This window comes from Agromyces sp. H66 (genome assembly GCF_004959775.1).
GTDB lineage: Bacteria > Actinomycetota > Actinomycetes > Actinomycetales > Microbacteriaceae > Agromyces.
Genome location: NZ_SJZG01000003.1, coordinates 398,397 through 411,880, shown reverse-complemented (window position 1 = coordinate 411,880; position 13,484 = coordinate 398,397). Strand labels below are relative to the sequence as shown.

Annotated in this window: 11 protein-coding genes; 6 read left to right on the top strand and 5 right to left on the bottom strand. The window is 70.7% G+C overall.

The genetic code is table 11. From position 1 onward, the window contains the following. Positions 1 to 70: 70 nt before the first annotated feature. The 4 genes from EZM51_RS07810 (at position 71) to EZM51_RS07795 (ending at position 6,114) form a co-directional block, all read left to right on the top strand. Positions 71 to 985, top strand: coding sequence for an ABC transporter permease (locus tag EZM51_RS07810; RefSeq protein WP_136707666.1), 915 nt, complete (start codon positions 71 to 73; stop codon positions 983 to 985). A 9-nt stretch (positions 986 to 994) separates the two neighbouring features. Continuing rightward, positions 995 to 1,795: an ABC transporter permease gene (locus tag EZM51_RS07805; RefSeq protein WP_136707665.1), complete on the top strand. Its 801-nt coding sequence runs from the start codon at positions 995 to 997 to the stop codon at positions 1,793 to 1,795. Between the two features lie 48 nt (positions 1,796 to 1,843). Then, positions 1,844 to 2,749: a GNAT family N-acetyltransferase gene (locus EZM51_RS07800; protein WP_136707664.1), complete on the top strand. Its 906-nt coding sequence runs from the start codon at positions 1,844 to 1,846 to the stop codon at positions 2,747 to 2,749. Positions 2,750 to 2,919: 170 nt separating this feature from the next. Then, positions 2,920 to 6,114 carry an ExeM/NucH family extracellular endonuclease gene (locus tag EZM51_RS07795; RefSeq protein ID WP_248305522.1) on the top strand — a complete coding sequence of 1,065 codons (3,195 nt, stop codon included), beginning with the start codon at positions 2,920 to 2,922 and terminating at the stop codon, positions 6,112 to 6,114. Here the strand turns inward: EZM51_RS07795 and EZM51_RS07790 are convergent. Both EZM51_RS07790 and EZM51_RS07785 read right to left on the bottom strand, forming a co-directional pair. Beyond that, entirely contained in the window at positions 6,111 to 8,015 is a 1,905-nt protein-coding gene (locus EZM51_RS07790) for a substrate-binding domain-containing protein (RefSeq protein ID WP_136707663.1), read from the bottom strand. The genes EZM51_RS07795 and EZM51_RS07790 overlap by 4 nt on opposite strands. 136 nt (positions 8,016 to 8,151) lie before the next feature. Next, the gene (locus tag EZM51_RS07785) at positions 8,152 to 8,706 is read right to left on the bottom strand and encodes a hypothetical protein (protein WP_136707662.1); all 555 of its coding nucleotides are present in this window, start codon (positions 8,704 to 8,706) and stop codon (positions 8,152 to 8,154) included. A gap of 112 nt (positions 8,707 to 8,818) precedes the next feature. Between EZM51_RS07785 and EZM51_RS07780 the strand changes: the two genes are divergently transcribed. After that, positions 8,819 to 9,448 carry a nucleoside deaminase gene (locus EZM51_RS07780; protein WP_136707661.1) on the top strand — a complete coding sequence of 210 codons (630 nt, stop codon included), beginning with the start codon at positions 8,819 to 8,821 and terminating at the stop codon, positions 9,446 to 9,448. 52 nt (positions 9,449 to 9,500) lie between these two features. On the opposite strand, the gene EZM51_RS20505 is transcribed toward EZM51_RS07780, so the two are convergent. Then, complete coding sequence (locus EZM51_RS20505; protein ID WP_169053824.1) at positions 9,501 to 10,202, bottom strand: MarR family winged helix-turn-helix transcriptional regulator; 702 nt, start codon at positions 10,200 to 10,202, stop codon at positions 9,501 to 9,503. A gap of 95 nt (positions 10,203 to 10,297) precedes the next feature. On the opposite strand from EZM51_RS20505, the gene EZM51_RS21050 reads away from it, so the two are divergent. Continuing rightward, on the top strand, positions 10,298 to 10,912 hold the full coding sequence (locus EZM51_RS21050) for a MarR family winged helix-turn-helix transcriptional regulator (protein WP_248305521.1): 615 nt from the start codon (positions 10,298 to 10,300) through the stop codon (positions 10,910 to 10,912). A 102-nt stretch (positions 10,913 to 11,014) separates the two neighbouring features. On the opposite strand, the gene EZM51_RS07760 is transcribed toward EZM51_RS21050, so the two are convergent. Next, entirely contained in the window at positions 11,015 to 12,418 is a 1,404-nt protein-coding gene (locus tag EZM51_RS07760) for an MFS transporter (RefSeq protein ID WP_211195848.1), read from the bottom strand. Between the two features lie 156 nt (positions 12,419 to 12,574). Next, positions 12,575 to 13,471, bottom strand: a complete 897-nt coding sequence (locus tag EZM51_RS07755; RefSeq protein ID WP_248305520.1) for an RIO1 family regulatory kinase/ATPase — start codon at positions 13,469 to 13,471, stop codon at positions 12,575 to 12,577. Positions 13,472 to 13,484: the final 13 nt, after the last annotated feature.

Here is a 13,484-nt window from a genome sequence, read left to right as displayed (position 1 = left end):
CCGCGCGGGTCGGGGAGACGGCCACCCCGCCGGCTCCCCGGCCCGCAGCATCCGACACGACAGGACACGCATGACGACGAACGCCCCGACGAGGCATCCACTGCCCGCTCGCCGCGCCGACTTCGGGCGGAAGGGCTCCGCCTTCCTCGCGACCCACCCGAGGGCGCGCCTGGCGCTGCTGCTCACCGCACCGCTGTTCTGGCTCGTCGTCGTCTACATCGTCGCGCTGGTGCTGCTGCTCATCACCGCGTTCTGGTCGGTCGACAGCTTCACCGGCCAGGTGCGCACCGAGTGGACCCTCGACAACATCATCAAGGTGCTCACCGGCTCGCTCTACCAGACGGTGACGCTGCGCACCATCGGGGTGGCGCTCGCGGTGACCATCATCGACGTGCTGCTCGCGCTGCCGATCGCGTTCTACATGGCGAAGGTCGCGACGCCGCGGATGCAGCGCATCCTCGTCATCATGGTGCTCACGCCGCTCTGGGCGAGCTACCTCGTGAAGGCGTACGCGTGGCGCTCGGTGCTCTCCCAGGACGGCATCCTCGAGTGGCTGGTGTCGCCGTTCGGCGGTCACACGCCCGGCTACGGCCTGCCGGCGACCATCATCACGCTGTCGTACCTGTGGCTGCCGTACGTGATCCTCCCGATCTACGCCGGGCTCGAGCGGGTGCCCGACTCGCTGCTCGAGGCATCCGCCGACCTGGGTGGGCGGACCTGGCCGACCATCCGCCATGTGGTCTTCCCGCTGGTGCTCCCGGCCATCATCGCGGGCACCATCTTCAGCTTCTCGCTCTCGCTCGGCGACTACATCACCGTGAACATCGTCGGCGGCGCCAGCCAGATGCTCGGCAACCTCGTGTACACGAACGTGGGCGCGGCCAACAACCTGCCGCTCGCATCGGCGATCGCGCTCATCCCGATCGTGATCATCTTCGGGTACCTCTTCCTCGTGCGCCGCACCGGTGCGCTCGACAACCTCTAAGGGTCACGGATGCGCCTCTCACGTCTTTCCCGCACGGCACTCGGCGTCGTCACCGCGGTCATCCTCGTGGCGGTGTACGTGCCGCTGCTCGTCGTGCTCGTGAACTCGTTCTCGACGTCCACGTCGCTCACCTGGCCGCCGCCCGGCTTCACCTTCGAGTGGTGGGTGCGCGCGTTCCAGAGTGCGGGCGCGATCGAGGCGGTGACCACGAGCGTGCAGGTTGCGATCATCGCGACCGCCATCTCGCTCGTGCTCGGCACGCTCATCTCGCTCGCCCTGCAGCGCTTCGACTTCTTCGGCCGCGACGCCATCAGCCTGCTCGTCATCCTGCCGATCGCGCTGCCGGGCATCATCACCGGTATCGCGCTCAACAACTTCTTCCGCACGATCATGGGCGTGCCGCTGTCGATCTGGACGGTGGTCATCGCGCACGCCACGTTCTGCATCGTCACGGTCTTCAACAACGTGATCGCCCGCCTGCGGCGCCAGGGCACGAACCTCGAGGAGGCATCCGCCGACCTCGGCGCCGGCATCTGGACGACGTTCCGGCTCGTGACCTTCCCGCAGTTGCGGTCGGCCCTGCTCGCCGGCGGACTGCTCGCGTTCGCGCTGTCGTTCGACGAGATCATCGTGACCACGTTCACGGCCGGCTCGGGCGTCACGACGCTGCCGATCTTCATCCTGAACAACATGTTCCGGCCGAACCAGGCGCCGATCGTGTCGGTCATCGCGGTCGTGCTCGTGCTGGTGTCGATCATCCCGATCTACATCGCGCAGCGGCTCTCAGGCTCGGAGCAGCAGCACCGATGACCGGCGCCGGCGCCGAGCCTCGGCACGGGATGCCCCTATGATCACGCCGTGACGACTTCGCCGCGGCTTCCCGCCGACCTGACCACCCGCCCGCTGACGCGCGAGGACTCGCGGCCCGCCTTCGAGCTGATCGCCGCGCAGGAACGCGAGGACACCGGCCGCGTGAACATCGAGGAGGCCGATCTCGTCTCCGGCTGGAGCCGGCCCAGCCACGACCTGGCCGCACGCTCGATCGCGGTGCTCGACGGCGACCGGATCGTGGCGTACGGCGAGCTGGTCGGGCACGACCGGGCCGCCGCGGCTGTGCATCCCGAGTGGCGCGGCCGCGGCATCGGCACGTGGATCGCCGACTGGATCCGACAGGCCGCGCGCCGCGGGGGATCCGACGTGGTCGGCATGCCGGTGTTCGTCGGGTCGGCCGGCGACCGTCTGCTCGCCGGCCTCGGCTACCACGTGCGCTGGAACAGCTGGGTGCTGGAACTCCCCGAGGGAACGGAGATTCCACGGCGCGCGCTGCCGCCCGGCTACGCGATCGGGGAGGCGGGTCCGGCCGACCTGCGCGCGATGCACGACGTGCTCGAGGACGCCTTCCTGGAGTGGTCGAGGCGCGCTCGCGAGAGCTTCGAGGACTTCACCGCCTCGGTGCTCGAGCGCCCCGGCTTCGAGCCGTGGAACCTGCGCGTCGTCACGGATGACGTCGGCGACGTCGTCGGCGCCGCGGTGGTCGTGCTCGCCGACGACACGGCCTACGTCGACCGCCTGGCGACCCGTGCCGACCGGCGCAACCGCGGCATCGCGCAGGCGTTGCTGGTGGACGCCTTCGTCCAGGGCCGGGCGCACGGGGCGACCGTCTCGGAGCTCAGCACGGATTCCCGCACCGGTGCACTCGGCCTCTACGAGAAGGTCGGCATGGTCGTCACGTCGAACTACGTCAACCGCGCCATCCATCTCTGACCGCTCGGGCGCGTGCTCAGATGTGCACAGTCGGATGCCCCGCCTGCACATGTGAGCCGTTCACCTGTTCTTCCCATTCGGGGGCCTTCCACCGGCCGGATCCGCTCCCGTAGTCTGACCCTCGTCTCGGGGGTCAGGCCGACACCCGCGCGTTGAGCCAGGGAGTCCTGATGCATCTCTCCGTCCGCCGTGTCACCGTCACCCTCGCGACCGCGTCGCTCCTGGCCGTCGGGCTCGCCGCGAGTCCCGCGGCGGCCGAGGAGGCGACGCCGACCGAGCTCCTCATCAGCGAGGTCGTCGAGGGGTCGTCGTTCAACAAGGCGATCGAGATCTACAACCCGACCGAGGCATCCGTCGACCTGGCGGCCGGTGCGTACTCGGTGGAGATGTACTTCAACGGCAACACCGCGGCCGGCACCACCGTCGCGCTCACCGGCACGGTGGCACCCGGCGACGTGCACGTCGTCGCACACGGGTCCGCGAGCGCCGGCGTCCTCGCCGTCGCCGACCAGACGAGCAGCGCCAGCTGGTACAACGGCGACGACGCGATCGTGCTGACGCGCGGCGACGCCGTGGTCGACGCGATCGGCCAGGTCGGGTTCGACCCGGGCTCCCAGTGGGGCACCGGACTGGTGTCCACCGCCGACAACACGCTGCGCCGCATGGCGTCGGTGTGCGTCGGCGACACCGACCAGACCGACGTGTTCGACCCTGCGCTCGAGTGGGAGGGCTACGCGACCGACACCTTCGACGGATTGGGTGCTCACTTCTGCGGCGAGGTCGGGCCGCAGGAGCCCGTGATCAACGAGTTCTCGTCCTCGACCGCCGGCACCGACGTCGAGTACGTCGAGGTGCTGGTCGAGCCGGGCACCGATCTCAGCGACTTCCGCGTGCTCGAGATCGAGGGCGACGGCGGTTCGTCGCTCGGCGTCGTCGACGAGGTCGTCTCGCTCGACGCCGCCGACGCCGATGGTCGCTCGATCACGTGGCTTGCCGCCAACACGCTCGAGAACGGCACCGTCTCGCTGCTGCTCGTCACGGGCTTCGCCGGAGCGCTCGGCGACGACCTCGACGCCGACGATGACGGCGTCCTCGACGACGTCGCCGGCCTCACCGTCGTCGACTCCATCGCGGTGCACGACGGCGGTGCGAGCGACTTCGCCTACGGCGATACCGTGCTGACCGCCGAGTACGACGGCCTGCCGTTCGCGCCCGGCGGCGCCTCGCGCATCCCCGACGGCACCGACACCGACTCGACGGCCGACTGGGTGCGCAACGACTTCGACCTCGCCGGCATTCCGGGCCGGACCGGCTCGCTCGTCGCCGGCGAGGCGGCGAACACGCCCGGCGCGCGCAACTCGCTGACCGTCGTCGTCGTGCCGCTGCCGCCCGCCGACTGTGCGGCGCCGACCGTCACGATCGGCTCCGTGCAGGGACCTGGCGACGCCTCGCCCGTGGTCGGAGCATCCGTCCAGATCGAGGGCGTCGTCACCGGCGACTTCCAGGTCGGCGGCTTCGAGGGCTACTACCTGCAGGATGCCGGCGACGGCGACGCTGCGACATCCGACGGCATCTTCGTGTACGCGCCGACCGGTCTCGACGTCGCCGAGGGCGACGTGGTGCACATCGCCGGCACGGTGAGCGAGTTCTTCGGCATGACCGAGGTCACCGCCACGGCGAACGCGATCTGCGCCTCGGGCGAGGCGCTGCCGACGGCCGCCGAGTTCAGCCTGCCCGCGGGGCCCGCCGACTACGAGCCGCTCGAGGGCATGCGCGTCACCCTGCCGCAGACGCTCTCGATCCTCGAGTTCTTCGAGTACGGCCGCTACGGCCTGATCACCGTCGGCACCGATCGCCAGCACCAGCCCACCGCGGTCTACGACGCCGGGTCGCCCGAGGCGATCGCGCTCGCCGAGGAGAACGCGCTGAACCGGATCACGATCGACGACGGCCGCAGCGAGGAGAACCCCGACCCGGCGATCCACCCCAACGGTGCCGAGTTCACGCTCGACAACCTGTTCCGCGGCGGCGACCTCGTGACGAACGTCACCGGGGTGCTCGACTACCGGTTCGACACCTGGGCGGTGCAGCCGACGCAGGGCGCCGACTTCGATGTTGCGAACCCGCGGCCCGAGGCTCCGGTGGTCGGAGGTTCGACCACGGTCGCGAGCTTCAACGTGCTGAACTACTTCACGACCTTCGGCTCGCGGGGAGCGAGCGACGCGGTGGAGTTCGAGCGCCAGCAGGACAAGATCGTGAGCGCGATCTCGCAGCTCGACGCCGACATCGTCGGCCTCATCGAGATCGAGAACAACGGCGACACCGCGGTGAGCGCCCTGGTCGACGCGCTGAACGCCGAGATGGGTGCGGGAACGTACAACTTCATCTCGACCGGCGTGCTGGGCACCGACGTGATCACGACAGCGCTCATCTACAAGCCCGCCGAGGTGACCCCCGCCGGTGACCACGCCGTGCTCGACGAGTCCGTCGACCCGCGTTGGATCGACGACCACAACCGTCCGGCGCTCGCGCAGGCCTTCACCGACAACCAGACCGGCGGCGACGTCGCGGTGGTCGTGAACCACCTGAAGTCGAAGGGGTCGGCCTGCGCCGGCGAGCCGCAGGACCCGAACGGCCAGGGCAACTGCAACATCGTGCGCACCGAGGCGGCCGCGGCCATGGTCGACTGGCTGGCCACCGGGCCGACGGCGGCCGCTCCGGGTCGCGAACTCATCATCGGCGACCTGAACTCGTACGACCAGGAGGACCCGATCCAGGTGCTCACGGAGGCCGGCTACACGGACCTGCTCCTGCGCGACCAGGGCGAGTACGCCTACTCGTACGTGTTCGACGGACAGCTCGGCTACCTCGACTACGGGCTCGCGGGAACGGGCCTCGTCGATGACGTCGTCGAGGCCACGACGTGGGCAGTCAACGCCGACGAGCCGAGCCTCATCGACTACGACATGACGTTCAAGAAGCCCGCGCAGGACGCCCTGTACGCGTCCGACGCCTACCGTTCGAGCGATCACGACCCCGTGCTCATCGGCCTCGAGCTCGACAACACCGCTCCTGAGCTGGAGGTGACGGCGGACCCCGAGGCCGTATTCCCGCCCGATGCCCAGTGGCACACGGTGGAGTTCGACATCGACGCGACCGACAACTCCGGCCGCGACGTCACGGTCGAGCTCGTCGGGATCGAGGCCACGGGGCACAAGGCCGACTACCGCATCGTGTCCGACACCGAGGTGGAGCTGCTCGCGCGGCAGGGCGCCGTGTACGTCGCCACGTTCGAGGCGACGGATGCCGCGGGCAACACCACGACGGTCGAGGTGACCGTGAGGGTGTTGCCCCAGGTGGGCTAGAAGCTCGTCACGAGGTCGCCGAGGACGTCGCGGACCTTCGTCGGATCCGTGGCGTCGTAGAAGTGGGCGCCAGTCGCGCTCGAGATCGACTGCAGGGTCGAGACGTCGGCATCGGCGCCGTAGGCGAGCGTGAACACGAGCACCGGCGTGTCGTGATGGAGTGCGTCGAGGTTCGTGAGCGTCTGCGGAGCGTCGATCGTCGGCGCGGCGGTCTCGTTCTTGCCGTCGCTCAGGAGGACGATCGCATTGATGCGATCGGGATTCCAGTCGGCGGCGCGCTGACGCGCGAACTCGTCGACGGCCGCGTAGAGCGGGGTGAACTCCACGGGTCGGAGCGATCCGAGAGCCTTGAGGAAGTCGGCGCGCGTCTCGCCGATGTCGGCCACGGGACTCACCAGTCCGGGGCTGATGGGGCCGTCGTCGACGGCCGAGAACGCGGCCAGGCCGACCTCGTCGCCGGGTGTGAAGTGCCCCAGCGCCTGTGTGATGGCGTCCTTCGCCGCGGCCAGCTTCGACGCGCCCGTCGCGATCGGTTCCTCCATCGAGCCCGACACGTCGACGAGGAACAGCACCGCAGCGCGCTTGCGCACCTCGGGGAACGCCTCGTGCATCGCCCGGATCACCTTGCCGTCAGGGAACGGCAGTCGGTCGGACTGGTCGTCTGCGAGGCGGCCGACCTCGGCGACCAGCGGGTCGAACGTGCGGTTGAGGTCGCGGTAGCCCGACTCGCGCACGATCTGCTGGCCCTGCTTGGTGCCGGTGAAGCGCAGGAAGTCCTGGCCGGCGGCGGCCTCGGCCTCGCCCACCCAGGACCCGCCGAGCACGACGGCGGGATTGTCGGCGACGAAGTAGCCGTCGCTCGGGTAGATCGGCACGAGCTGCTCGGCCGGCGGATCGCTCGCCACGCGGGTGATGCCGTCGCGGCTCGTGACTCCGCGGTTGTAGTCCCACACGGACTTCTCGTCGACGATGACCGCCGAGAGGAAGTCGGCGACCGACCCCTTGTCCTCCGACTGACGGGCATGCCAGAGGAAGTGCTCGGGGGTCGCCATGTAGTGGCTGGTCGAGAGCTCGTGCTGCCGGACCTCTTCGGTCACGCTCGCATCGCGGATCTGCTCGACCGTCAACTCGCCGACGGAGCCCGCCGCGGACCCGTAGGAGGCGAGCAGCGCTGCCTCGCCGGACGAGGCGATGAGCGGGCTCGTCTTGCCGAGCTTGAACTCGCCCCACTCGGGATGGCCGAGATCGCTCCATGCCTCCGCGTCCTCGGCGGCGGCGAAGACGTCGTCCCAGCTCGGGCGCTCCCGATCCCACCCGATCGCGGCAGCGAGTGCCGCGGGCATGGCGATCACGATGTCGGATGACCCGATGCTGGTGCCCTCGGCGGGCACGTTCACGCCGCCACCCAACGTGCGGGCCGTCGCGAGCCACGAGCTGGCGTCGGGGATCCAGACGGTGGGGCGCTCGTCGGCGGCCAGCTCGGGGAAGCCGGCTGCGGCGTCCTCGGCGGCGAGGCCGGACTTGTCCCTCGTCGCCACGACCGTCACGCAACTGCCGTCGATGTCGCGTGGCTGGGCGTTGTAGCCCTCGACCAGTCGGGACACCATCTCGAAGTTCTCGAGCGACGAAAGGACGGTCACCTTCGTGCACGGTTCGGCGCCGGCGCTCGCCGCCGGTTCGTCCTCGGGGAACACGATGGGCTCCGCCTCGGCCGGCGTCTCGAGCGCGTCCTGCGCCTCGTCGGACGGATCCTGACCGTTCATGATCGCGGCGGCGACGGCGCCCCCGGCGGCGACGAGCACGAGCGCCGTGCCGGCGGCGATCGCCCAGACCGTGCGACGGCGGCGCACCCGGCGAAGCCGGCGCCGCTCGCGCCGCGGCCCGGACGTGTCGGCGCTCATCGTGGGCCTCGCGTGGGGGCGTCGGTCACGAGTGCTTCGGACATCGAATCGTCCTCGGGTGTGGTACGGGGGATGAAGGCGAGCATATATCGGGTTTCTCGGGGGGCCCAGTGGGGCTGTGGAGAACCGGGCGGGGTCACGTGGTGGAGTTGAGCATCCCGATGACGACCGCCGTCCACCAGGCGGCCTGCGAGAGCACTGCGGTGGCGATGAACCGGATCCGAGCCCGCCGCGGGAGCGCACGGAAGCGCATCTTCCGTGGGAACCGGGCGAGGTAGGCCGTCCACTGCGTGAGCGCGACGCCGTTGAGCGAGACGACCAGCACGGCGACGAGCTTCAGGATGGTCGTCGGCGCCTCCAGATCGGGCTGCAGCAGGGCGCCCGATGCGAGCAGGCCGATGAGGCCGACCCAGATCAACGGTCTCAGGGTGACGTCGACCTGGCGGAGGTCGCGTACCGACCGCCACTCGGTGGACCAGAGCAGGGCGTACCACTCCACCGCGAGCACCGCGCCCAGCCCGATGATGAGCGACGCGAGATGGGCGAACACCGCGAGCGTGTGCAGCCACGGCGGCGGGGCGAGCAGCGTGCTCACCCAGATCGAAACGGCCAGGCCGGCCGTGATGAGGACGTACCCGATCGCGCGCCGACGTTGCTGTCGTCGCTGCTTCACCTTGAGCGTCGTGGTCACGGATCAGCCTTCGCCCTCCTCCTCGTCGCACCCGGCCCTCACCCTACCCGCCCGCCTCCCCCCGTTCGAGGGGAGTGCTCGGATCCGAGGCCCTCGCGAGAGAATGGGGCGCATGGATGAGCCGTTCGCCACCGCCTTCTCCGCGTCGTTGCCCGAGTGGCTCGTCGACGCCCTCGACGAGGTCGCCGCTCGGCCGCTCGGCTCCGTCGAGGAGCGCACGGCGCTCGCGAACGAACTCGCCGATCGAAACTGGCGGGCCGGCAACGGCGGCCCGTTCGCGGCGCTCGTGGTGGACCGGAGGTCGGGCGAGCTCGTCTCCGTCGGCGTCAACGTCGTGCTCGGCACCGACCTGAGCGCGATGCACGCCGAGATGATGGCGCTGAGCCTCGCGCAACGGAGGCTCGGGCGGTGGGACCTCGGCGCCGAGGGCGCGGAGCTGGAACTCGTCGTCAACTGGCGGCCGTGCGTCATGTGCTACGGCGCCACGATGTGGTCGGGCGTGCGCGCGCTCACGATCGCGGGCGAGGGCGCCGAGGTCGAGGAGCTCACGGGGTTCGACGAGGGTCCCATGCCCGAGGACTGGGTCGGGGAGTTCGAGCGACGTGGCATCCGCGTGTCGGTCGGCGTCGGCCATGACGACGCGATCGAGGTGTTCCGCGCGTTCGGGGCATCCGACGCCGTGGTGTACAACGCGCGGGGAGCCGGGGCGGCCGCGGGCGAGGCATCCACCGGCGACGACTGATGCGCATGTCGCGACCGCCGGTCCTGTCGGTCCGGCGGTCGCGACCCGGTGGTTATGCGCCTCGCCGGTGCTGCTCGCCTCGGGCACCGTCGTCGGCGCCGGCGCCGGCGCCGTCGTGCAGGTGCACGTGGACATGCACGTCCTGCGGCGCGACCCGGTGGCCGCGGTGACGCCAGGGGCCGAAGCCGTCGCGCGGGCCGAAGCCGTCGCGCGGGGCGACGTCAGCGCGCGGGGCGAAGCCGTCGCGAGGGCCGAAGCCGTGCATCGGCATGCCGTGATGGCGATGACCGAATCGGCGGCCCCCGCGGCGCCCGCGGGGGAGCGGCTGCGACTCGTCCCAGCCGAGTTCGCGGGCGATGGCCTCGAGGCTTCGCAACGTCGTCGCGAAGTCCTCGGGCGAGACCGCGCCGGCGACGCGCTCGCGGAGTGCGTTCACCTGTGACTCGAGCCGGTCGCGTGCCTCGCGCCCGGCTTCGGTGATCTCCGGCGGGAAGCCGGCGACCCACCCGCGATCCACCATGCGGTGCAGGACGTGGGGCTTGGCGTGCAGGCGGTCGGCGAGGTGCTCGTCGTGCGCCGTCCCGGCGAGGAGGTTCAGCATCCGCCAGTCGCGGCGGGTGATGCCGTCGGCGGCGAAGAGCGTCTCCATCTCCTCGGAGATGCGGCGGTCGACGAGCTTGAGCCAGAAGCCGAGGGGTCGGCGCTCGGGCTCGTCGGGGGTGATCTGATCGGTGTTCGTCTGATCGGTGTTCATGGGTGTTCCTCTCTCGGTGCGCCGTTCGGCGCCCGGCGCGCGATGCGCGTCCTTCGATTGCATGTCAAATGACATGTACATGTAGGATGACATGCATGTCACCACCTCGTCAAGGCGGACTCGGCGAACCCGCAGACTCGGCCGGGGCCGACGAGCCGTCCTCCGACGTCGCGGCGGTCGAGGCCGCGCTCGGGGCGCTCCGCGGCCGAGGACCGGGTGCCCAATTCGGCTGGGGCCCGGGCGGCCCGTTCGGGTGGGGCCCGGGCGGACCCGGCGCCGCGGACGCGGCGCATCGGCACGGCATCGGCCCGTTCGGGGCGCACCCCCACCGCGATCACGGCGGACCGCGGCGCCACGGCGGCCCCGGGGGCCGGGGCGGTCACGCCGCGATGCGACTGCTCATGGTGCTCGCCAATCGCGGACCGAGCTCGGTGACCGATCTCGCCGCGGCGATCGGCGTCGACCAGCCGCGGGCGAGTCGGCTCGTGCAGGCCGCGGTCGACGCCGGCCACGTGCGGCGCGACGTCGATCCGCACGACGCCAGACGCAGCATCCTCGTCATCACCGAGGCCGGGCGCACGGCACTCTCGTCGCTGCTCGACCGACGGCGCGGGGCGATCGAACGCGCCCTCGCCGACTTCTCGCCGACCGAGCGCCGGCAGTTCGCCGACCTGCTCACCCGGTTCGCCGCGGCTTGGGGGCGGGACTGAGTCCCTTGCGCGCCACTTCGGCGCCTTGCGCGCCACTCGGACTGGCGCGCCGGGCGCACAAGTGGCGCACGGGCTGAGCCGGTTCGGCGGGTCGAACCCGGCTCAGGCCCGCTCGGCCGGCGCCTTCACGAAGAACATCATCACGAGTCCGGCGGCGACGACGATCATGATGCCCAGGATGCCCCAGTAGGTCGCCCCGAACACGACGATGAACGTCGACCACAGGAGCGGCGACAGGAAGCTGGCAGCCCGGCCGGTGGTCGCGTAGAGCCCGAAGATCTCGCTCTCCCGGCCGGCCGGGGTCACCCGGGCGAGGAACGAACGCGAGGCCGCCTGCGCCGGTCCCACGAACAGCGTGAGGGTCAGCCCGAAGATCCAGAACACGACCTTGCCCGCGTCGTGCAGGAAGAACACGGCGAGGCCGGCGGCGAGGAGGCCCGACAGGGCGAAGATGATCACCGCGCGAGCTCCGAACCGGTCGTCGAAGCGTCCGGCGAGGATGGTCGAGAGGCCGGCGACCAGGTTCGCCGCGACGCCGAAGATCAGCACCTCGTCCTGCGTGAAACGGAACGCGACCGCCGCGATGACGGCGCCGAACGCGAACACGCCTGCGAGCCCGTCGCGGAACACGGCGCTCGCGAGCAGGAACCAGAACGTGGGGCGCGACTCCCTCCACAGCGCGATGACGTCCTTCACGAGCACGACGTACCCACGGAAGAACGACACGTGTTCGCGGCGTGGTGCGGGCGGCGCCTCGGGCACGTACGCGAACACGGGCCACGCGAACACGAGCGTCCAGACCGCACACCCGACGGCGATCACCCGGAACGCGAGGCCGTTCTCGGTGGGCATGCCCCACCAGTCGAACGTGGTCGCGATGACGACGATGACGAGCGCGACGATGCCGCCGATGTACCCGAGACCCCAGCCGAGCCCCGAGACCTTGCCGACCGTCTTCGGCGTCGACACCTGCACCAGCATGGCGTTGTAGTTCACGCCCGCGATCTCGCTGAACACCGTGCCCGCGGCGATGAGCGACACGCCGAGCAGGAAGTACGCGGGCGCACCCTGCACGAAGAACAGCCCGAACATGCACGCCACGAGTGCGAGCGTCGCGCCGCCCAGCCACAGCTTGCGACGGCCCGCGATGTCGGCCCGCTGGCCGAGCACGGGGGCGAGCACCGCGATCAGGATGCCGGCAACGGTGATCGCCCAGCCGAGGCCGCTCGCCAGCTCGGCGAGTGCGGCCTCGCGCGCCGGGTCGCCCTCCGCGAGCGTGGCGACGGCCGGATCGAGGAACGTGTCGCTCGTGAGGTAGAGCGCCGTGAACACGAAGGTGAGGATGACCGAGTTGAACGGCTGCGTCGCCCAGTCCCAGAGCGCCCACGAGACGACCTGCCGGCGCGGGATCTTCCGACCCTCCTGCAATTGCAGGCCCATGACGCCGATGGCGCCGCTGTTCGCGGTGGCGGGCGGCGGGGCAGGCTGTTCGGGGGGATTGGTCATGACGGAAGCCTCGTTCGCTCGGGTGAACGGGAGGTGTCGGGCCGCGGTCGGCCCGGCATCCCGGTGATCTGCGCTGATCTTCGAGCACTGTAGCGCTCGCGGGTGCCGCGGCGTGAGCGACGCGCGATCGGCTCCGGCCGTGGCATCCGCCGCCGCTCAGAATCCGACCTCGCCCACGAGTTCGCCGAACAGCTCCTCGGCGTCGCACTCGAGCCGCTGCCTCGTGAACCAGTCGCACACGTTGACGCAGTCGCGGTGCAGCAGGTCGAAGCCCTGCGGATTCGACACGAGGTCGACGACCTGCGGCAGGTCGATCGCGACGACGCGCCCCTGGTGCACCAGCAGGTTGTACGGCGAGAGGTCGCCGTGCGCGAGTCCCGCCTGTGCGAGCACGTGCATGAACTCGGCGACCTGCTGGAACAGGTCGCGCAGCTCGTCCCGGCCGGCGCGCACCTGGGCCAGCCGCGGCGCCGCGACCCGGCCGTCGCCGATGAACTCCATGAGCACCTCGGTCTCGTGCACCTGCACCGGGTACGGCACGGATGCCCCGAGCTCGGTGAGCCGGCTCAGCGCGTCGAACTCGGCGTAGGCCCACTGCACGCGGGCCACCGATCGACCGAACGACGTGCCCTTCGCGACGGCGCGCACGTCACGGCTGCGGCGGGTGCCGCGCCCCTCGGTGTAGATCGCGGAGCGGTGGAAGTCGGAGTGCTCGCTCGAGCGATAGCGCTTAGCGGCGAGCAGCACGGCGTTGCCCGGCACGTCGGCCGGGGCATCCGGAACCGCCCGCTCGATGAGGAACAGGCTCGCCTCCTTGCCGGTCTTCACGACGCCGAGCTCGGTGTCGATGGCGGCGGCACTGGTCACGAGCCAGTCGGGGCGCGGTTCGGGACCGCGCTCGGTGGGGATGGTCGCCGGCCACGTGGACCAGCGCTGGCCCTCGCCGGGCTCGGCGGCCTGGAACATGAGGGCGGATGCTTCGACGGGGCTCAGCACGGGTGGTACGCCGAGCGGCGCGGTGGAAGGTTCGTCGAGAGACGAGAGGAAGTTCACGGTGGTTCTCCGA